General features: G+C 71.2%; 14 protein-coding genes and 2 pseudogenes. 6 read left to right on the forward strand and 10 right to left on the reverse strand.

The features are described 5' to 3' along the window. Positions 1 to 244 precede the first annotated feature (244 nt). Complete coding sequence (locus CLV40_RS01165) at positions 245 to 1,435, forward strand: MFS transporter (protein WP_146107873.1); 1,191 nt, start codon at positions 245 to 247, stop codon at positions 1,433 to 1,435. A gap of 41 nt (positions 1,436 to 1,476) precedes the next feature. Here CLV40_RS01165 and CLV40_RS01170 read toward each other — a convergent pair whose 3' ends face one another. Continuing rightward, positions 1,477 to 2,382 (reverse strand): PspC-like choline-binding domain-containing protein, encoded by a 906-nt coding sequence (locus CLV40_RS01170; RefSeq protein ID WP_146107874.1) that lies wholly within the window; start codon positions 2,380 to 2,382, stop codon positions 1,477 to 1,479. A gap of 448 nt (positions 2,383 to 2,830) precedes the next feature. On the opposite strand from CLV40_RS01170, the gene CLV40_RS37670 reads away from it, so the two are divergent. Further along, on the forward strand, positions 2,831 to 3,685 hold the full coding sequence (locus CLV40_RS37670) for a galactose-binding domain-containing protein (protein ID WP_104476019.1): 855 nt from the start codon (positions 2,831 to 2,833) through the stop codon (positions 3,683 to 3,685). Between the two features lie 187 nt (positions 3,686 to 3,872). On the opposite strand, the gene CLV40_RS01180 is transcribed toward CLV40_RS37670, so the two are convergent. Next, positions 3,873 to 4,247 (reverse strand): PLDc N-terminal domain-containing protein, encoded by a 375-nt coding sequence (locus CLV40_RS01180; RefSeq protein WP_104476021.1) that lies wholly within the window; start codon positions 4,245 to 4,247, stop codon positions 3,873 to 3,875. 183 nt (positions 4,248 to 4,430) lie between these two features. Here CLV40_RS01180 and CLV40_RS01185 point away from each other — a divergent pair, with 183 nt between their 5' ends. Further along, positions 4,431 to 4,691: a hypothetical protein gene (locus CLV40_RS01185; RefSeq protein ID WP_181043255.1), complete on the forward strand. Its 261-nt coding sequence runs from the start codon at positions 4,431 to 4,433 to the stop codon at positions 4,689 to 4,691. 1,783 nt (positions 4,692 to 6,474) lie between these two features. Here CLV40_RS01185 and CLV40_RS36965 read toward each other — a convergent pair. After that, a complete protein-coding gene (locus CLV40_RS36965) occupies positions 6,475 to 6,927 on the reverse strand; it encodes a hypothetical protein (RefSeq protein WP_146107875.1) in 453 nt (150 codons plus the stop codon). Then, positions 6,924 to 7,190, reverse strand: coding sequence for a hypothetical protein (locus tag CLV40_RS01190; protein WP_146107876.1), 267 nt, complete (start codon positions 7,188 to 7,190; stop codon positions 6,924 to 6,926). Before CLV40_RS01190 ends, CLV40_RS36965 begins: the two co-directional genes overlap by 4 nt. A 214-nt stretch (positions 7,191 to 7,404) precedes the next feature. Here CLV40_RS01190 and CLV40_RS01195 point away from each other — a divergent pair, with 214 nt between their 5' ends. Then, complete coding sequence (locus tag CLV40_RS01195; RefSeq protein ID WP_104476025.1) at positions 7,405 to 8,772, forward strand: helix-turn-helix domain-containing protein; 1,368 nt, start codon at positions 7,405 to 7,407, stop codon at positions 8,770 to 8,772. Between the two features lie 31 nt (positions 8,773 to 8,803). Here CLV40_RS01195 and CLV40_RS01200 read toward each other — a convergent pair whose 3' ends face one another. Beyond that, the gene (locus tag CLV40_RS01200) at positions 8,804 to 9,400 is read right to left on the reverse strand and encodes a DinB family protein (RefSeq protein ID WP_104476027.1); all 597 of its coding nucleotides are present in this window, start codon (positions 9,398 to 9,400) and stop codon (positions 8,804 to 8,806) included. Between the two features lie 255 nt (positions 9,401 to 9,655). Between CLV40_RS01200 and CLV40_RS01205 the strand changes: the two genes are divergently transcribed. Next, the gene (locus CLV40_RS01205) at positions 9,656 to 11,593 is read left to right on the forward strand and encodes an ABC transporter ATP-binding protein (protein ID WP_146107877.1); all 1,938 of its coding nucleotides are present in this window, start codon (positions 9,656 to 9,658) and stop codon (positions 11,591 to 11,593) included. A gap of 90 nt (positions 11,594 to 11,683) precedes the next feature. On the opposite strand, the pseudogene CLV40_RS39225 reads toward CLV40_RS01205, so the two are convergent. The 3 genes and pseudogenes from CLV40_RS39225 to CLV40_RS01220 form a co-directional block, all read right to left on the reverse strand. After that, positions 11,684 to 12,241 (reverse strand): annotated as a pseudogene (locus CLV40_RS39225) (transposase). Between the two features lie 76 nt (positions 12,242 to 12,317). After that, a pseudogene (locus tag CLV40_RS01215) lies at positions 12,318 to 13,039 on the reverse strand (IS5 family transposase). Positions 13,040 to 13,200: 161 nt separating this feature from the next. After that, entirely contained in the window at positions 13,201 to 14,817 is a 1,617-nt protein-coding gene (locus CLV40_RS01220; RefSeq protein WP_104476031.1) for a sensor histidine kinase, read from the reverse strand. Between the two features lie 195 nt (positions 14,818 to 15,012). On the opposite strand from CLV40_RS01220, the gene CLV40_RS01225 reads away from it, so the two are divergent. Further along, positions 15,013 to 15,510 carry a DUF2231 domain-containing protein gene (locus tag CLV40_RS01225; RefSeq protein ID WP_104476033.1) on the forward strand — a complete coding sequence of 166 codons (498 nt, stop codon included), beginning with the start codon at positions 15,013 to 15,015 and terminating at the stop codon, positions 15,508 to 15,510. 208 nt (positions 15,511 to 15,718) lie between these two features. Here CLV40_RS01225 and CLV40_RS01230 read toward each other — a convergent pair whose 3' ends face one another. Both CLV40_RS01230 and CLV40_RS01235 read right to left on the reverse strand, forming a co-directional pair. Continuing rightward, the gene (locus tag CLV40_RS01230; RefSeq protein WP_104476034.1) at positions 15,719 to 17,065 is read right to left on the reverse strand and encodes a HAMP domain-containing sensor histidine kinase; all 1,347 of its coding nucleotides are present in this window, start codon (positions 17,063 to 17,065) and stop codon (positions 15,719 to 15,721) included. Further along, positions 17,062 to 17,739 (reverse strand): response regulator transcription factor, encoded by a 678-nt coding sequence (locus tag CLV40_RS01235; RefSeq protein WP_104476036.1) that lies wholly within the window; start codon positions 17,737 to 17,739, stop codon positions 17,062 to 17,064. The genes CLV40_RS01230 and CLV40_RS01235 overlap by 4 nt, the downstream gene beginning before the upstream one ends. Positions 17,740 to 17,969: the final 230 nt, after the last annotated feature.

The raw sequence follows: 17,969 nt of genomic DNA on the forward strand, positions 1-17,969 counted from the left end.
TCGGTGGGCCTTGTCGCTGCTTTTGCGGCTCAAGGACGGGGTGGGGGCTCGTCCGAACGGCCGTGGCTGGTGGGACTTGTGGGCTTGGTGGGGTGTGGGTGGGTGATTTGCTCGGGTTGACGGCCGGGAACCGGGGGTGGTCCGGCAGTTGTCCTTGATCGTGCCTGCCGGGTTTGGTCTGTTGGACCCCGGACGCTTTTCGTTGCGGCAAGGGGGAGTGGTGAGTCGGGGTCCGCTGATTGCCTTGCTCAGCGCCAATGCGCTGTCGTTGTGCGGGTCCGCCATGTCGGTGCTGGCGGTCCCGTGGTTCGTTTTGCAGACCACCGGCAGCGCCGCGAAAACCGGGTTGGTCGCCGGGGTCGAGATGGCGGGCACGGCCGCGGCCGCGCTCCTGGGCGCCCCCTTGGTCGACCGGCTCGGGCGCCGGGTGAGCTCGGCGCTCTCCGACCTCTGCGGCGCGGCCGCGGTCGGCGCCATCCCGTTGCTGTGGGCCACCGTCGGCCTGCCGTTCGGCGTGCTGCTCCTGCTGACCGCACTCGTCGGTCTGCTCACCTCACCCGGCACCATGGCCCGCGCGTCGATGATGCCCGCGCTCGTCGCCCGCGCGGGCATCCCCGCCGAACGCGGGGCGGGCGCCTACGACGGCGCCTCCAGGGGCGCCCGGATGCTCGGCGCGCCACTGGCGGGCGTGCTCATCGCGGGCTTCGGCCCGGGTGCGGTCCTGATCATCGACGCGACGACCTTCGTGCTCTCCGCCGTCCTGGTCGCCGCCCTCGTGCCCTCCTCGCCGGGTGGCCGCGCCGCCACCGGGTACCTGCACCGGTTGCGCGGCGGACTCGACTACCTGCGCGACGACCGCCTCATGCGGGCCATCCTGTGGCTGCTGGTCCTGCTCAACCTGCTCGACGCCGCCTGGATGTCGGTGCTGCTGCCCGTCTACGCCCAGCAGGTCTTCGACAGCAGCGTCGCGCTCGGCCTCATGCTCGGCTTCTTCGCCGCGGGCGGGCTGGCGGGCACCGTCGCGTTCGCCTGGATCGGCGCCCGGCTGCCCCGCAGGCAGACGTTCCTGCTGGCCTTCCTGATCAGCGGCGCGCCCCGGTTCGCCGTCCTCGCCGTGCAGACCAGCCTGGCCACCCACCTGGTCGTGCTGACCCTGTGCGGAGTGGCGGTCGGCGCGCTCAACCCGATCCTGTCGGTCACCCAGTACGAACGCGTCCCCGACGAGATGCGCCCCATGGCCATCGGCGTCCTCAACGCCGGTGCCCTCGGCGGGATCCCCGCGGGCGCCCTGCTCGGCGGACTCGCCGTGGAGACCGTCGGCGCCTACTCGACCGCCGCCGCCATCGGCGTGCTGTACCTGGTCATCACCGCGATCCCGTTCGTCCTCCCGGTCTGGCGCGGGCTGGACCGCGCCGCGGTCCCGGCGTCGGCGTGAGCGGGACAACGCGCCCGGGGGGCGCGTTGTCCCTTGTGGAGCTAGCGGAAGGCGACGGGGACGTCGCCCTGTAGACCCCACTGGGTCGACGAGGTGGTGCCGGAGGCGCTGTCCTTGACGTACCAGACGCCGTTGGACGGCCGCCAGACCGTGTAGTCGTCGCGGGCGTCGTCGGTGAAGTCACCGGAGACCGGGACGTCGCCCGCGAGGCCCCACTGCGTGGCGGTGGTGTTGCCGGTGGCGCTGTCGTAGACGTACCAGACGCCGTTGGAGGGTCGCCAGACGGTGAAGTCGGCGCGGCCGTCGCCGGTGTGGTCGCCGGGGACGGGGATGTCGCCGACCAGGCCCCACTGGGTGGCGGTGGTGGCGCCGGTGACGGCGTCCTTGACGTACCAGGTGCCGTTGCTCGGGCGCCAGACCACGTAGTCGGTGGCGCCGTCGCCGTTGACGTCCTCCGCGGCGGGCACGTCGCCGCCGGTGCCCCACTGGGTCGACGACGTGGCGCCGGTGACGCTGTTCTTCACGTACCAGACCCCGTTGGAGGGTCGCCAGACCGTGTAGTCGCCGCGCCCGTCGTTGGTGTAGTCGCCCGCGGCGGGCACGTCGCCGCCCAGGCCCCACTGGGTGGCCGAGGTGACGCCGGTGATCCGGTTCTTCACGTACCAGACGCCGTTGCTGGGCCGCCAGACCGTGTAGTCGCTGCGGCCGTCGCCGGTGTAGTCGCCGCTGACCGGGACGTCACCCGCCAGCCCCCACTGGCTCGACGCGGTCACCCCCGACTGGGTGCGGCGGTACCAGGTGCCGTTGGACGGCCGCCACACCACGAAGTCGTTCTGCACGGCCGTCGTGCCGACCTCTTCCGCCGCCGCGGGCGCGCCCGTCAGCGCCACCGCGCCCGCCACGAGGGCCAGCGCGCCCGCCACCGAGATGGATCTGAGTCGTCTCATTTCTCGCTCTCCGTGCTTATCGCCGGATGTCCGGTGAATCCGGACGGCACGAAGATAGGGGCGCGGGAGTCTCGGTGGGCCACGGTCGAAATGCCCTAACACCACCGTGTCCGCTGATTCCCCCGAATATCGCAGCGGTGGCGCACACCCTGTTCCCGGTCGCTGCCTCAACCGGGTGGGGTGGGCGGCCGTCCGTGATGCGGTGTCTTTCCTCCCTGGTGGGCGGATTTGATCACCCACTGTGGACTCTTGATCGGCTCCCGTGATCCGCTCACCGGTCCTTTCCTTGGGGATTCCGCAATTGTTGCGGTGACGGAGATACTCCGCGATCGGGTCGATTAGGCGGAATCCCGCCCGCCTAAAGGGTCGTGCGCTATTTTGCCCCTATCGCCGAATGTGACACCGCTCCACTGTGAATTCCCGTTTTCCGCGACGAGAGGAACACCCGGTGCGACTCCCCGCCAAGACGTATCTCCCGGCCGCGCTCGGACTGGTCGGGGTGACCCTGCTGGCCCTGCTGGTGCCGTCCGCCACCGCCGACCCCCGCGCCACGGGCGCGGCCGACCTCGCCGCGAGCACCCCGAGCCCCGGCAACCCCGACCCGACGGTCCCCACCACGTCGAACCCCACATCGACCTGGATCCCCAACACCACGTGGGCACCCAACCCGCCGTGCACCACTACGACCACCCCGACCCCGCCGCCGCAATCCGGCCCGACCGGCCCCCGCCCGACAGCTCCCACGCTGCCGCCGACGACCCCCACCGCGCCCACGCTGCCCCCGTCAACCCCGACCTTGCCGCCGTCGACCCCCACCCTGTCGACGACCACCCCGCAGTCACCGACGGTAACCAGCGTCCCCCACCCGCCGGGTGAGAACATCGCCCGCGGCGGCTACGCGGCCGCCTCCTCGAGCTTCCCCGGCTACCAGCCCGCCCGCGTCAACGACGGCAACACCGACACCGCCCTCAGCTGCCTCACCAGCTGGACCAACGACGCCGCCCAACCCGTCACCGACTTCCCCGCCTGGGTCTCCGTCCGCTGGTTGTCCCGCCGGTCGGTGAGCCGTGTCGTGCTCTGGACCACGGTCAGCTACGAGCTGCGAGACTTCGACGTGCAGGTCCTGAACCCGAGCGAGACCTGGTGGGACACCGTCGCCACGTACAACTACAACCGGGCGACCCTGCTCACGGTCCGGTTCACGGCCCGCGAAACCCGCGGCGTCCGCGTCCTCGCCAAGGTGGGCCCCTCCCACCAGCCCGCCTTCGCTCGGATCAACGAGATCCAGGTCTTCAGCCGCTGACCCCCGTGGCACCCGACCCCGTCGGGTGCCGCTGTCCCACCGATCGACCAACGCCGGTTCCCGTGCCGAGGCCCGCTCGGTCGTGCCCCGGGTCCTTGGTTGGTTCGCTGGTGGCGGTTCACCCGTGCCCGGGCCTTCGACCGTTGCCGGGCCGCGCACCTCTCGTGCGCGGCCCGGCAACGACCGTCTAGGCCTCGGGCGCGGTGTCGCCGCGGGCCTTGCGGCGCTGCTCCTCGGCACGCTCACGGCAGCGGCGCAGGAACTCCTCGTCGGACGCGGCGTCGGTGGCGGCGAAGCGGCCGGGCCGGTCGTACTCCGGGAAGGACGATGCCTGCCGTTCGTACGCGCCGCGCGAGCGGTACACCGTCGGGCGTTCGGTTTGCGGTCTGCCCGCGACGAGCCAGAGCACCGACCCGACCAGCGGCAGGATCAGCACGATCAACAACCAGCCTATCTTGGGCAGGTTCCTGGTCAGCCCCTCCGGTGTGGTGATCACGTCCACCAGGCAGAAGATCCACAGCCCCATGGTGAACAGGCCGAAAAGGCCCCCGAAGTACAACATCGAACATCACCCCCATGATGGATAGCGCGGCACATCGTAGGGCAGGCCCACGCACCCCCGGCCGGCGGTTGCCGGTCGGGAGCGGCCGAGGGGCTCTCCAGGTGCGCGCGGGTGCAATCGGCCGTTGTGGCCCGACTCTTGTGAGTACGAGCACAACCCCCCGGCGCACCCTTGGAGGCCACGATGACCGAGAACGAGATGTCCGCCCTGCGTGACGTGGCCGACCGCGCCGTCCTGTTCCACGCCGGCGTGTGCGGCGGGCCGACCGGCTACCTGTGGGCGTCCGCCGAGGGAAGCCCCGCGGGCCGATTGCCCCAGTGGGAGGCCGACGCCCTCACCCTCCTCGTCCGCCGCGGCCTCGTGCGCGTCGAGGCCAAGGCCGGTGCCACCCGCCCGGACCCGGTCCGCCTCACGCCGACCGGCGCCCGCCTGTTCGCCGCCTGAGACCCACCGTCGGGCCGGTGCCCCTCGCGTCGGGGGCGAGGCGCACCGGCCCGACGGTCCACCAACCCAACCCACCCCCACACCTCCCCACGAACGGTGACGTACGGTCACCTGCCTTACCGGGCCAACCAGCCGCTACTGGCACCCGGTCCGCTTGCCGGCAGATCGGGCTCGGCCCGTTCAAGCACGTCGCCCGCCGGACCTCCGCCCGACCCGCCGCGGAAGCGGCCTGTCCAGCCGATCGCGGAGCCGTGCTCGATCAATCCCTTGGTGCCGGGTCGACCGGCTCGCCGCCGGCCCTCGGTTCGCCACTCCGTGCGGCCGCCCCCGCCCAACGCGGAGCCCTGCGCGATCCACCCCTTCCTGCACCGGCTCGCCTGCCGGTATCTCCGCCCTGCCGGTATCTCCGCCAAGCCCGCCATCCGAGCGCCTGGCCCAGCCACTCTCGCGATGGCCCTCGGTCTTGTGCCGGGTCCACCGGTTCGCCGCCACCACTCGGGCGATTAGCCCTGTCCATCACGGGCCCAGCTCGGTCTCTCTTCTTGTTCTGTGGCTCGCCCGCCGGTATCTCCCAAGTCCGCCGCGCGAGTGCTTGGTCCAACCAGTCGCGCGGTGGCGGTCGGTCCTACCCTTCGTGTGCCGGGCCCGCCGGTTCACTGCCGGCGGATCGTTCTGTTGCCACCGGGGTGGCTGGCTTGGCCGATCGTTGAGGCCATGGTCTGCCCGTGCTGTTCGTGTGTCGGGCCTGGCGACCCGCCGCAGGCCCGGTCGTCCAGCTCGCTGGTTGAGTGGCCAGTCAGCTGATCGCGTGGTCGTGTTTCGTTCTGGGCTATCGGTTCGCCGCGGCTCTGTCGTTCTGTCTGCCGCTCGGGTGGCAGGTCTATCCGATCTCGGGGTGGCGGTCGGTCTTGGCTGCTGCGCGTAGGTTCCGGCTCGGTTCGCTCTGCGAGTGGGTGGTGGCCTGCTCCGAACGTGGCCGGTTGGCCGGAACCGGTGGACCGGAATGTCGTGCTGGGTAGTTGGTCTGGTCCATTGTGGCTACCGTCAAACCGCCTACCGTGTGAACGTGGTGGGGTGGTTCTGTGGTTGGTGGGGTGGATCTGCTGGAGGGTGCTTGCCTTTGGGGGCGGTCGACCCGGCCCGGCGATGAACCACTGGGGCTCGGTTCGCCGGGACAGGTCCGGCCACCTTGGCGGGGGCGGTGCACCCCGGTCGACACAGCGGGGCGGTGTCGCGTCGACCGGGGGCTCCGCTACGGCCCGACCACCGGATGGGGGTAACTCAAGGGGCGCGGTGGTCGAACCGTTCCCGACCACGACAGGCGTGGCCGGGGGTCCACGCCGTACCCGCCGCCGGGCTCTCCGACGTCGTTGGCAGAGAGCTCGGCGGCGTGGTCGTGGCGGCCGTTGGTGGCAGGTCGTCGACCGCCGGGCATGCCCGCGCGGCGGCTGCCGACAAGTTGCCGCACAACCGGTCCGCGCACGGGTCCGTGCGATCACCCGATGACCGCCGGGAGGCGGGGCATCGACCGAATCCATGGTGATCGCGGCGGTCTGGACCACGGCACGCGCTCGGCCCGACGTGGTGGTTGAGACCGGTTCTCGAGGTCCGTGTGCAGCGGACCCCGGCCAACTGGTCCAACCAGTGGTCCGGCCACAGCCGGACCACGGCGATCGAGCCGACCACGCGGAAACCGGTTGGTCTGCTCACGAGCCGGGTCGATCGCGAACCGCGTGGTCGGGACGGTCACGGGTCTTGTGCGCCGGGCCGAACCCGAGGCTGCTCAGCGGTCGTTCGAGGTGGGGGACGGCGGTCTGGACCACCGCTTGGGCGCGGGTGATGGTGTGTGGCGGCGGCGCGCACGGGTGTGCTCCGGTGTGCCGCAGGCACCCTTGCCGATCGGCTCGCCCTGCCCGGGTGTCGGCTCTTGTCCTCCTTTCGCGGTCGGTCGTTCGAGTTCCGAGGTGAGCAGGAAGTACTGCTGCGCCACGACCCACACCGTGCAAGCGCCCCCGCGCAGCCCGCGGCCGCACAGCGGGCACCGGCCCCGGTGGTCCGGGCGGTGCAGTGCCAGCAACGCCCGCCACGACGCCGACAACCTGCTCACTTCCACGTCGGCCAGCGACATCCGCGAGCTCAGGTCGCCGCGGGCCACCACGGTGTCGAGCCGGTCGAGGTGCGCCACCGCCGCCCGCCAGATCGCGTCGCGCCGCCCTCGGGCGCGCCCGGCCCTCATGAGCCCGACCTGACCGACGGCCACAGCCGCGGCCGCAGGTCCGGTGGGATCAGGTCCTCCAAGCGCACGTCACCGCTGACGGCGAGGTCGGCGGCGGCGCGGAAGCGGGCGCACGGCCACTTCTCGGTCGAGCACAACGGGCAGATCATCGGGCGGTCACGGGTGGGGAGGTGCGCGGACAGCTCGTCGACGGCGGTGGACACCGTGCCCACGGGGCTCTCCACCGCCACGATCACCGCCCGCGTCTCTCGCCTCATGGTCATCTCGTCTCCGTGTCGGGGGTTCCCGGTCGGTGTGGGGAGTTTCCGGTTGCGGTCCCTCGACTTTGCGGTAGCCGGGCGGTGTCCGGGAAGCGGCAGACCCATCGCCTTGACCGATCGCTGCGGTGATCGGCGGGGCCGATCGGTTTGACCGATCGGTCCAGTGCGTCGGGCCGATCTGCCTACTACCGTGGCGGAAGACCGGTCTGGAGGACACATGAACGTCCTGCCCATCCCGCACCCGATAGACCCGGCGACCTGGGAGCGGCCCGCGATGCGGGACGCGCTCGCCCGACGGGACATCGGCGAGGTCTTCCGGCTGTTGGGGACCAGCGGGGTGTCCCAGCGTCGCATCGCGGCGCTCACGGGGCAGAACCAGTCCGAGGTCTCCGAGATCGTGAAGGGCCGCCAGGTCCAGTCCTACGACGTGCTGGCCAGGGTCGCCGAGGGGTTCGGCATCCCGCGCGGGCACCTGGGCCTGGCGCACACCGACGACACAGCCTTCCGCCCCGTGGGGCGGCAGACCCCGCTCGGCGGAAAGGAAGATGACCCGATGGAGCGTCGCGCCTTCCTCGGTCTGGTCAGCAAAGTGGTGGTGGGTGCCGGTCTCACGCCCGCCGAGCACGACATGCTGTCGATCTCCCCCATCGATACCCCCACACCCCGGCGCGTCGGCACCACCGACGTCACCAGATTGCGCGCGCTCACCGGGTCCCTGCGCGCCTACGACGCCGCGCACGGCGGTGGCTCCTGCCGCGACGCCATTCTCGCCCACACCCGCTGGGCGGAATCGCTGCTCGACGCCACACACGCCGACCACGTCCGGCCGGAACTGCTCTCCGCCGTGGCTGAGGTGAAGACCCTCGCGGGCTGGGCGGCGCACGACCTGGGCCGCCCGACGGAGGCGCGCCGCTACCTGTTGCAGGCGGTGCAGGACACGCAAGCCGCGGACAACACGGGCCACGCCGCGATAGTGCTCTACCACCTCGGGCGCGTGCCGCTCGACAACGGCGACCCCGGCGACGCCCTCAAGGTGTTCCAACTCGCGCAGATCCCCGCGAAGGCGTCGCGCTCCGCCGCGACCGTGGCGCTGCTGCTGGCCAACGAGGCCCTCGCCTACGCCTCGCTCGGCGACCCCGGGCAGGCGATGACGGCGCTGCGCCGCGCGGAGGACGAGTACGCGCACGCGACGGACCACGAGCAACCGGAGTACCTGGAGTTCTTCGACCAAGGCGCGTTGCAGACCCACATAGCGCGCACGCACACCATTCTCGGCCTCACCGACCCGACGCACCGGGTCGCGGCCATCGACCACCTGCACGACGCGCTCGCCCAGGCGCCCGCCGACCGGTGCAGACAACGCGCGTTCAACCTGTCCTGCCTGGCCACCTGCACCCTCGCCGAGGGCGACCTGCCCGCGGGGGCCGCGATCGGCCGGGAGGCGTTGGACGCCATCGCGGGTCTGCACTCCCCACGCCTGCTGGCCAGCCTGCTCCCACTGCACGCCCAGGCCCGGCGCCACCCCCACCACAGCGACCTCCGTCAACTCGCCCACGATATCCACCGCCTCCGCACGGCCGTCTGATGTCCTTTGTGCACTGACGCGTCGCCGCGCGCTAGCCCGCCCGCCGGGCCCGCGCGTCGGCCTCCCGAGCCGCGTGTTCCAGCCTGTCGCGGTAGTCCCGCCACCAGTCCGGGTCGCCGCCGGGCATGTTGTCCCGGTCCACCTGCAGGCCGACCGCGCCGTCGATGGTCTCGCGCAGGATGTCGGCGTGGCCCGCGTGCCGCTGCGTGTCGACGATCATGTGCACGAGGACGCGGTGCAGGCTGGTCTCCGCGCGGTCGGGGGACCAGTGCGGCACGCGGCCGAGGGTGTCGAGGTCGTTGGTCGCGATCGTGACGTCCGAGTGCGCGGTGACCGCCTTGTAGAGCCCCACGATGTCCGCGCGGGTCTCGTCCGGCGTCGCCCACATGTCGGCGTTGTCCTCGTACTCCTCGGTGAGCCACGCGGGGCCGTCGAACGGCCTGCCGAACGTGGCGCCGAAGTACGCGGACTCGCACGCGGCGACGTGCTTGACCAGACCGAGCAGGTTCGTGCCGGTGGCCGTCATGGGGCGGCGGACGTCGTACTCGGACAGCCCGTCGAGCTTCCACAGCAGCGCGTCGCGGCCGTCTTGCAGGTATCGCTGGAGATGTGCCTTCGTCTCGTTCATGTTCGAAGCGTCCCACCGGGCGCCGACACTTTTCCACAACGTATCGGTCACGGTGCCTGTTCAGTCCTCAGTGGATAGTCGTTCGGCGGGTCCGCTCGATGCCTTCATCGTGGGGATCCGCGTTGCCTTGTCACCCGGTCGAGTGGACCTTGGCCGCGGAACGCCCTGATGGGTGGCAGCCGGACCCGGAACTGTCGGTGCCCTCGGCCACCCTGGCACCAACGAAGACGAAACGAGTTGGGGGAACCCATGACCATGACCAAACCCCGAGCCGGGGCCAGACGCGCCGAGCCGCTGGCGGAGCTGTCGGCGCCGTCCTGGTTCGGCCACGCCGACGAGGTGATCGGCGCGAGCCTGGGGAAGTTGTTGCGCTCCCTGCCCGCCGCGATGGCGATGGTCGGCCGCACCGCCTGGCGCGCGGACCGGCGCGCGGTGCTGCTCGGCTTCGGCGCGCAGGTCGTGTCCGGGCTGGTCACCGCGCTCGGCCTGCTCGCTGTCACCGGCGTGCTCACGTCCCTGTTCGTCGCGGGGCCGACACCGGACCGGCTCTCGGCGGCCGCGCCGTCCCTGGCGGTGCTGGCGGCCGCGTACGCGCTGCGCGGCGTGGCTGATACGGCGGTTTCCGCGGCCACCATGCGGTTGCGGCCGAAGGTGCGCCACCAGGTGGAGCGGGACCTCGCCGAGGCCATCTCGCGGATCGACCTCGTCACCTTCGACGAACCCGACTTCCACGACGACCTGGCGCGGTCCCGCCACGGCGGCATGGACGCCGTCGACACCGCCACGCTCCAGGCCGTCGCGGTGGTCGGCGGGCTCGTCTCGCTGGCGTCCACGGCGGCGACGGCGGCGTTGCTGCACCCGTTGCTGCTCCCGGTGTTGCTGCTGTCGGTGGTGCCGGAGACCTGGGCGACGGTGCGCACGGCGCGGTTGGAGTACGAGTTCGTCGCCACCATGATCGAGACCCGGCGGCGGCGGTCGCTGATCACGGACCTGCTGGCGTACAAGGAGTCCGCCGCGGAGGTCCGGGTGTTCGGCGCGCAGCCGTTCCTGCTGGACCAGCACGACCGGCACTCGCGCGTGATGGAGCGCGCGCAGATCGAGTTGGGGGCCAAGGAGACGCGGGTGGCGTTGGCGGGCCGCGCGTTGTCGGGGCTGGGGATCACGCTCGCGTACGTGACGTTGGGCTGGCTGCTGTACACGGGCGCGACGCCGCTGGCCGTGGCGGGTGCGGCGCTGTTGGCGATCCGCACGGTGCGCGCGTCGTTGACGCAGGTGGTGCTGGCGGCCAACCGGTTGTTCGAGAAGTCGCTCTACATCTCGGACCTGCTCGCGTTCTTCGCGCGGGCCCGGCGGCGCACGCCCGAGGTCACGGGCCGGTCCGCGCCTGTCGACCCGGAGGTCGTGTCCCTGCGCGGGGTGTCGTTCACGTACCCGGGTGCTTCGCGGTCCGCGCTCGCGGACATCGACCTGACCATCCGCCGGGGAGAGGTGGTGGCCTTGGTGGGGGAGAACGGCTCCGGCAAGTCGACACTCGCCAAGGTGCTGGCCGGGCTGTACCAACCGACAGCCGGGGCGGTGTGCTGGGACGGGGTAGACCTGTCCACGGTCGACCGGGGTTCGGTGGCGGACAACGTCGCGGCGGTCATGCAGGAGCCGACGCGGTGGCCGCTCACGGCGCGGTACGCGGTCACCCTGGGGAGGCCCGACCGACCCGACCCAGGGGACCGGTACCTCGACCAGGTCGCACGGGACTCGGGTGCGGACGCGGTCGTCGACACGTTGAGCGACGGGTGGGACTCGTTGTTGACCACGAGGTTCCGCAACGGCCACGACCTGTCCGGTGGGCAGTGGCAGCGCCTCAGCGTCGCCCGCGCCCTGTACCGCGACGCGCCGATCCTGATCTGCGACGAGCCGACAGCCGCACTCGACGCCCGCGCGGAGGCAGCGGTGTACGAGTCTTTACGCACACTGCAATCAGGGCGCACGGTCGTCCTCATCACCCACCGCCTGGCATCGGTCCGCCACGCCGACCGCATCGTCGTCATGCACCACGGCCGCGTCTTGCAGGTGGGCACCCACACTGAACTGATGGCGTCCAACCCCCACTACGCCGACCTGTACAACCTCCAAGCCGACTCTTACCGCGACGACCCGGCAGGCGAATCGGCACTCGGAGGGCAGACAGTGGCCTGAGGACGACCCTGTCTTAAGAGAGCGCCGCTATGCCGGGACTCGCGTAGTGGCGCGTGTGTGCGGTAGGTGGTGGCGGACTAAGACCGTGTCCTATATGGCGATTTTGAGGAGTCGTTTCCAGCGGAGCATGGCGGCGGTAAGGTCGAGGTAGGCGAGGTGGTTGCGTGGAAGCCTTTCGTGGCACGGGGAGCAGTCGTCGGTGGCCGGTGAGCCGGGACGGGGTGCGTTCGATGGCCCAACGGTGTCGGCCCAGGCGCTGGGAGGACTCGACGCCTTGGCGGGCGATGCGCACCCCGATCCGCTTGCCTCGTAGCCACATGAGCGGTGTCCAGCAGTACCCGGGACAGGTCGATCAACCCGGTCTCACCCGTTGTGTCGAGCACCGCTCGATGCGGACGAGCCCACACCCGCCCGAGCCCAGATCACGAACCTGCGGCGCACCGTCGACGTCGACGCCCTGAAACACGGCGGCAACGCCCGCCACGCACACCCCGACACCAACACCTACACGATCGCCGCGAACACGTCCTCATCATCGATGTTCTGCGTCCCACCACCTTGCGGGCGCACTCCCGAGGGCGGCAGCAACGGCCGCGCCACCTCCCACGACCCCTCCGGAACGATCCACGACCACCGACCCTCAACCATGATCAACTCACGGCGTGCCGCCACGTAGGACGCGGTCTAAGACCGTGTCCAACATCGTGGTGTGTCGTTGAGTTGATCATGGGTTCTTGAGGGATCGTTTCCAGCAGAGGATTGCCGCGGCCAGGTCGAGGAAGGCCAGGTGGTTGCGGGGATGTCGTTCGTAGCGGGGTGTGAGGCGGCGGTGGCCGGTCAGCCACGACATGGTGCGTTCGATGGCCCAGCGGTGACGACCAGTCGTTGGGAGGAGTCGATGCCGCAGCGGGCGATGCGTGCCAGGATGCGGTGGCGGCGCAGCCAGTTCCGAACCTCGGCACTGTCGTATGCCTTGTCCGCGTGGAGTTTGCGGGGTTTCCAGTGTCGACCGCGGTCGGGGCGGTGCCGCGACAGCAGGGCGGTGATCATCGGTTTCAGGCCGTCGATGTCCGGGGTGTTGCCACCTGGGACAGCGGTGACGAGAGGCATTCCGGTCCGGTCGGACAGGATGTGCACCTTGGTGCCGGGTTTGCCTCGGTCCACGCATTCTCTCCAGGATTTCCGGTGCAGGCGCGCGAACACCTCGGTCCTTGCCCAGATCGTGAACCGGCGGTGCGCCGTCGACCTGGCCGCGCCGAAACACGGCGGCAATGCTCGCCACGCACACCCCGACACCAACACGTACACAATCGCGGCGAACACCGCCTCATCATCGATGTTCCGCACCCCACCACCCCGCGGCCGCACCCTCGCCGCGGGCAGCAACGGCCGGGCCACCTCCCACCACCCCTCCGGAACAACCCACGACCACCGACCCTCAACCATGATCAACTCAACGACGTGTCGCCATGTAGGACACGGTCTAAGGCGGCGGTCAAGGTGAGAGGAGCCCGTGTCTCATTCAACGTGGTGGCAGCTCGTTGGGATGACTCGTCGGTCGGCTTTGGATCGTCCTGTTGGGATTGTGGGCCAGCGCAGCCGCTGTCTCACGTAGCCGTGTCCGGGGGTGCCGTCTCCGGGTCGGTTGTGGGCTGTTCCACTGTGGAGGAAGTGTCGACGGCGGGGAGGGTGAAGACCATGCGGGTGCCCGGGGTGTGGGCGGTGTCGAGGTGGATGGTGCCGCCGTGGTGTTCGATGATCTTGCGGCACATGGCCAGGCCGATTCCCGTGCCCGGGTAGGTCTCCTTGGTGTGCAGGCGTTGGAAGATGGCGAAGACGCGGTCGGCGAATTGCGGGTCGATGCCGATTCCGTTGTCGGTCACCGAGAAGGTCCAGTGGTCGGCCTCGCGGGTCGCGGAGAGGTGGACTTCCGGGGCGGTGGTGCCGCGGAACTTGACGGCGTTGCCGATGAGGTTCTGGAACACCGAGGTCAGCAGCGGGGACTCGCCGCGGATGGTGGGGAGTGGGTCGATGGTGACCGTCGCGCCCGCGTTCTCGATGCTGTCCGCGAGGTTGCGGGTGGCCTGGGTGGCCAAGGTGGTGGCGTCGAGGTCGCGGTGCTTGGTGGTGTGCCTGCCGACGCGGCTGAAGGCGAGGAGGTCGTTGATCAGGCCCTGCATGCGCTTGGCGCCGTCGACGGCGAAGCCGATGTACTGGCGGGCGTTGTCGTCGAGCTTGTCGGCGTAGCGGCGCTCCAGCAGCTGGCAGAAGCTCGCCACCTTGCGCAGCGGCTCCTGCAGGTCGTGCGAGGCGATGTAGGCGAACTGCTCCAGTTCGGCGTTCGACCGCTCCAGTTCGCGGCGCGTGGCGTCGAGTACGGAGTTGCGCTCGTTGGCCTGGTCGAGTTCGTCGACGATGCGCCGCCGCATCGCGTCGACGTCGTGGCCGAGCGAGGCGATCTCGCGCGGTCCCGCCACGGTGACCTCGTGGCCGAACTGGCCGTCGGCGACGCGGCGCACCTGGTCGGTCAGCCTGCTCAGCGGGCGCACGACGGTAGTGGTGAACGAGATGACCGCGCCTACCACGACCACCAGCAGGGTGCTCAGCGCGATCACGCAGGTCAACGCCAGGCGGGAGGCGGAGTCGTTGAGCGCGCCCCTGGCCTCCGCCCTGGTCACCTCGATGTCGCCGACCAGCCGCGACAGGGCGGCGCGGACGTCGTCGAACCGCTGTCGCCCGGTCTCGGCGGTCGGGACCGGGGCGCCGCTGCCCACGGCCGCGATGGCCGGGTCGGCGTAGTCGGCGCGCCACCGGTTCAGCGCGCGGTCGACCCCGGCCAGGTCCTCGCCCAGGTGCGGGATGTCGGTGACCGCCCCGGCGACGAGGTCGCGGGCGGCGCGGTAGCGGGCGAAGCCGTCGCCGTACGGGATCAGGAACTCGTCGCGGCGGCTGAGCACGAAGCCGCGCAACCCGGTCTCCTGGTCGACCGCCGCCGTCTCCAGTCGCTGGGTGGTCACCACCGCGGGCCCGATCCGGTCCAACAGCCGCGCCCGGGCCGTGCTCAGGTCCGCGATGGCGATGGCGACCCCGACGATCGACCCGATGAGCACCAGCACGACCACGACCGACGCCGCGACCCACCGCTGCCGCAGCGACCACCGCCCCTGCGCGACCTCCGGTACCGGCGGCACCCCCACGGACTCCACGACTGGCGACTCGTTCATCGGCTCCGACTCCCCGGGCGGACAGGTTCGGCATAGTTGATCACGCGAACGGCACCGCCGCCCGCACCGTCGCGGGATCGTAGTGCCACGGGGCGCGAGGTGCGCCCGCGTCTGCTGGGTGGCGGGCCGGACTGTCCGGTTGCGACGGTGCCGGGCCGGGTATTCCCTGGTCGTCGCCGGCGGAAGGAGTCGACCATGCGCAACCGGGCGCGGTTCGCGGCGCACCCGATGCTCATCGTCTTCCCACTGGGACTGCTGGTCACGGCCGTCGTCCTCGACGCGCTGCACTACGTCACCGGCGGCCACGACTTCGCCGTGTCCGGCGCCTACACCACCGCCGCCGGGGTCATCGGCGGCTCGTTCGCCGCGATGTTCGGCTGGGTCGACTGGTTCTCCATCCCACCCGGCACCCGCGCGCGGCGGGTCGGTCTGCTCCACGGGCTGATCAACGCGGCCATGCTCGCGCTCTTCGCGGTGAGCTGGATCCTGCGGCTGAACGAGGGCACCTGGCAACCGACCGGCACCTCGGTGATCCTGGCCCTGGTCGGCCTCGTCCTAGCCGTCCACGGCGGCTGGCTAGGCGCCGAACTCGTCGAGCGGCTGGGTGTCGGCGTCGACGAGGACGCCGGTCTCGACGCCGCCAGCCCCCTCAAGCACACCGCCCGGCCGTCTCCCCGCCTGAGCGGCACCTGACGGGGCTAGCCGCGCGCCGGATGGAGAACTCGCCGCAGAGCGCTCGAACGTCTTGATCATGGGTTCGAGCTGCGGATGTGGGCGCGGGTCGGATAGATGATCTTGACGAGGTCGGCCCTCGGCCCCCGACTTCCATGCTAGTGGCGCGCACCGACAAATCGGTGGGTTGATCTTGGGGGCCTGTGGACAACTCGGGGACGCGGTGAGGCTAGGTGGCCGTGGGGAGTTCGACGCGGACCAGGGCGCCCGTCCCGTTGGGTGGGTCTTCGAACCGGACGGTGCCGCCGTGGGCGGTGATGGTGTCGGAGACGATGGCCAGGCCCAGGCCGGAGCCCGGTAGGGCTCGGGCGTGGGGTGAACGCCAGAAGCGGCCGAAGACGAGCGGCCGGTCCGTGGGCGGCACCCCTGGCCCCTCGTCCGCCACGGTGAGCCAGCCGGGGGCCGAGCGGACCGTGATGCGGGTGTCTTCGGGGGTGAACTTCACCGCGTTGTCCAGCAGGTTCAGGACCGATCGCTCCAGCGCTACCGCGTCGCCGACCACCGTCCACGGGCGTACGCGGACGTCCAGCACGCGGTCGCCCGCTCGCACCGCCGCTCGTTGGACCGCTCGGTCGATCACTTCGGCGACCGCCACGGGTTCGGCGCTGAGTTCTCGTTCGTCGCGGGCCAGGACGACCAGTTCGCTGACCAGGTCGCCGAACTCGCGGGCCTGGGCCTGGATCCGGTCCAGGACCCGGGCGCGTTGGGCCGGGACCAGTGGTCGGCCGGTGCGTTCGCTGCGGACCAGCAGGTCGATGTTCGTCCGCAGGCTGGTCAGGGGGGTGCGCAGTTCGTGGGCCGCGTCGTCGACCAGGGCTCGTTGGCGGCGGCGGGACTCGGCCAGGGCGGTGGTCATCCGGGTGAACGCGCGGCCCAGTCGACCTACCTCGTCACGGCCTGACACCGCCACCGGGGTGGTCAGGTCCTCGGTGCGCGCGATCTCCTCCGCCGCGCTCGTCAGGCGTGCCATCGGGGCCAGTGCGCCGCGGGTCAGGAGGGCTCCGGTAGCGGCGACCATGGCCGCGCCCAGTACCGAGACCACGATCAGCACGTTGCCCAGGTTGGTCAGCGTGTTTTCGATCTCGACCAGGTCGCGGCTGAGCAGCAGCACCTCGCCGTTGCCCACCGGGTGCAGCAGCACCCGCACCCGGGCCCCCGAGCGGGTCACGCCGTCGCGCAGGCGGTCGGCGCCGCCGTCGCCGTCGCCCGGTTCGGTCACCACCGCGTCGGCGCGCGATGGCGCGCAGGTGGTGCCGTCGGCTCGGAGCAACTGGATGTCGCGCATGAAGCTCTGCGGGTCGCCGCCCGCGCACAGCCGGTGGAAGTCCGGCCGCGGCGGTGGTGGCGCGGCCGGCGGGGGCAGCCGACCCAGCAGCGTGTCGTCCACCTGGGCACGCAGGTTGTGCCGGGTGGTGAGCCACACGACGACGCTGATCGCGGCGATGGCCAGCGCCATCACGCACGCCGTGCCGAGCGCGATCCGGGTGCGCAGCAGCAGCCGCCGCTCACCGGTCACGGCTGCGTGCGCAGGATGAAGCCGACACCGCGCACGGTGTGCAGCAGCCTGCTCTGCCCGCCCACCTCCGTCTTGCGCCGCAAGTAGCCGATGTAGACGTCGAGGTTGTTGGTACCGGGGTCGCGCCCCCACACCGCCCGCTGCAGGTGCGCGCGGGTCAGCACCCGGCCCGATGCCTCCAGCAGCACGGCCAGCAGGTCGAACTCCGTCGGTGTCAGGTCGATCGGCCGACCGGACCGGCTCACCTCGCGGGTGTCCAGGTCCAGCCGCAGGTCGTCGCACTCGTGCGCGCGCGGCGGCCGGGCCGGGCCGCGGTTCTGCTTGAGCAGCGCCCGCACCCTGGCCAGCAGCTCCTCCAGCGCGAACGGCTTGACCAGGTAGTCGTCGGCGCCCGCGTCCAGGCCGGTCACCCGGTCGCCCAGGCTGTCGCGGGCGGTCAGCATCAGCACCGGCATCCGCTCCCCGGCCGCGCGCAGCCGACGGCACGTCTCCAGCCCGTCCACCTCGGGCATCATCAGGTCGAGGATCGCCAGGTCCGGTCTGCGCGCGGTCAGCACCAGCCGCAGCGCCTGCGCGCCCTCGGCCGCGGTCACCACCTCGTAGCCCTCGAACTCCAGGCTGTGCCGCAGGCTCTCCCGCACGTCGGGGTCGTCGTCCACCACCAGCAACCGCATGCCATCGCCCTTCTGCGTGGCTTAACAGGCTACTGATCGACCGGCGGCGGGCGGAGGGGGTGGTTTTGCCACGGGGGACTGGGATGGGCTCTCACGAATCTCTCAGCGGGTGCCAAGGCCGTTCTCATGCGGTCCGGGCCACCGTGAGTGACGACCGGTCACGATCCGGCAGAACCAGGACGGCAGGGAGACATCGACGTGTCGGTGGCGGCGAGCCCGGGACGGCCGAG

Source organism: Actinokineospora auranticolor (genome assembly GCF_002934265.1).
In the GTDB taxonomy this organism is placed as follows: domain Bacteria; phylum Actinomycetota; class Actinomycetes; order Mycobacteriales; family Pseudonocardiaceae; genus Actinokineospora; species Actinokineospora auranticolor.

What these genes read in the sequence shown, in the direction of transcription:
- CLV40_RS01235 (WP_104476036.1), bottom strand. Translation starts at nt 17,739, where the DNA reads ATGCGGTTGCTGGTGGTGGACGACGACCCCGACGTGCGGGAGAGCCTG.
- CLV40_RS01190 (WP_146107876.1), bottom strand. Translation starts at nt 7,190, where the DNA reads ATGACCATGAGGCGAGAGACGCGGGCGGTGATCGTGGCGGTGGAGAGC.
- CLV40_RS01170 (WP_146107874.1), bottom strand. Translation starts at nt 2,382, where the DNA reads ATGAGACGACTCAGATCCATCTCGGTGGCGGGCGCGCTGGCCCTCGTG.
- CLV40_RS36965 (WP_146107875.1), bottom strand. Translation starts at nt 6,927, where the DNA reads ATGAGGGCCGGGCGCGCCCGAGGGCGGCGCGACGCGATCTGGCGGGCG.
- CLV40_RS01185 (WP_181043255.1), top strand. Translation starts at nt 4,431, where the DNA reads ATGACCGAGAACGAGATGTCCGCCCTGCGTGACGTGGCCGACCGCGCC.
- CLV40_RS01225 (WP_104476033.1), top strand. Translation starts at nt 15,013, where the DNA reads ATGCGCAACCGGGCGCGGTTCGCGGCGCACCCGATGCTCATCGTCTTC.
- CLV40_RS01195 (WP_104476025.1), top strand. Translation starts at nt 7,405, where the DNA reads ATGAACGTCCTGCCCATCCCGCACCCGATAGACCCGGCGACCTGGGAG.
- CLV40_RS01220 (WP_104476031.1), bottom strand. Translation starts at nt 14,817, where the DNA reads ATGAACGAGTCGCCAGTCGTGGAGTCCGTGGGGGTGCCGCCGGTACCG.
- CLV40_RS01200 (WP_104476027.1), bottom strand. Translation starts at nt 9,400, where the DNA reads ATGAACGAGACGAAGGCACATCTCCAGCGATACCTGCAAGACGGCCGC.
- CLV40_RS01180 (WP_104476021.1), bottom strand. Translation starts at nt 4,247, where the DNA reads ATGTTGTACTTCGGGGGCCTTTTCGGCCTGTTCACCATGGGGCTGTGG.
- CLV40_RS01205 (WP_146107877.1), top strand. Translation starts at nt 9,656, where the DNA reads ATGACCAAACCCCGAGCCGGGGCCAGACGCGCCGAGCCGCTGGCGGAG.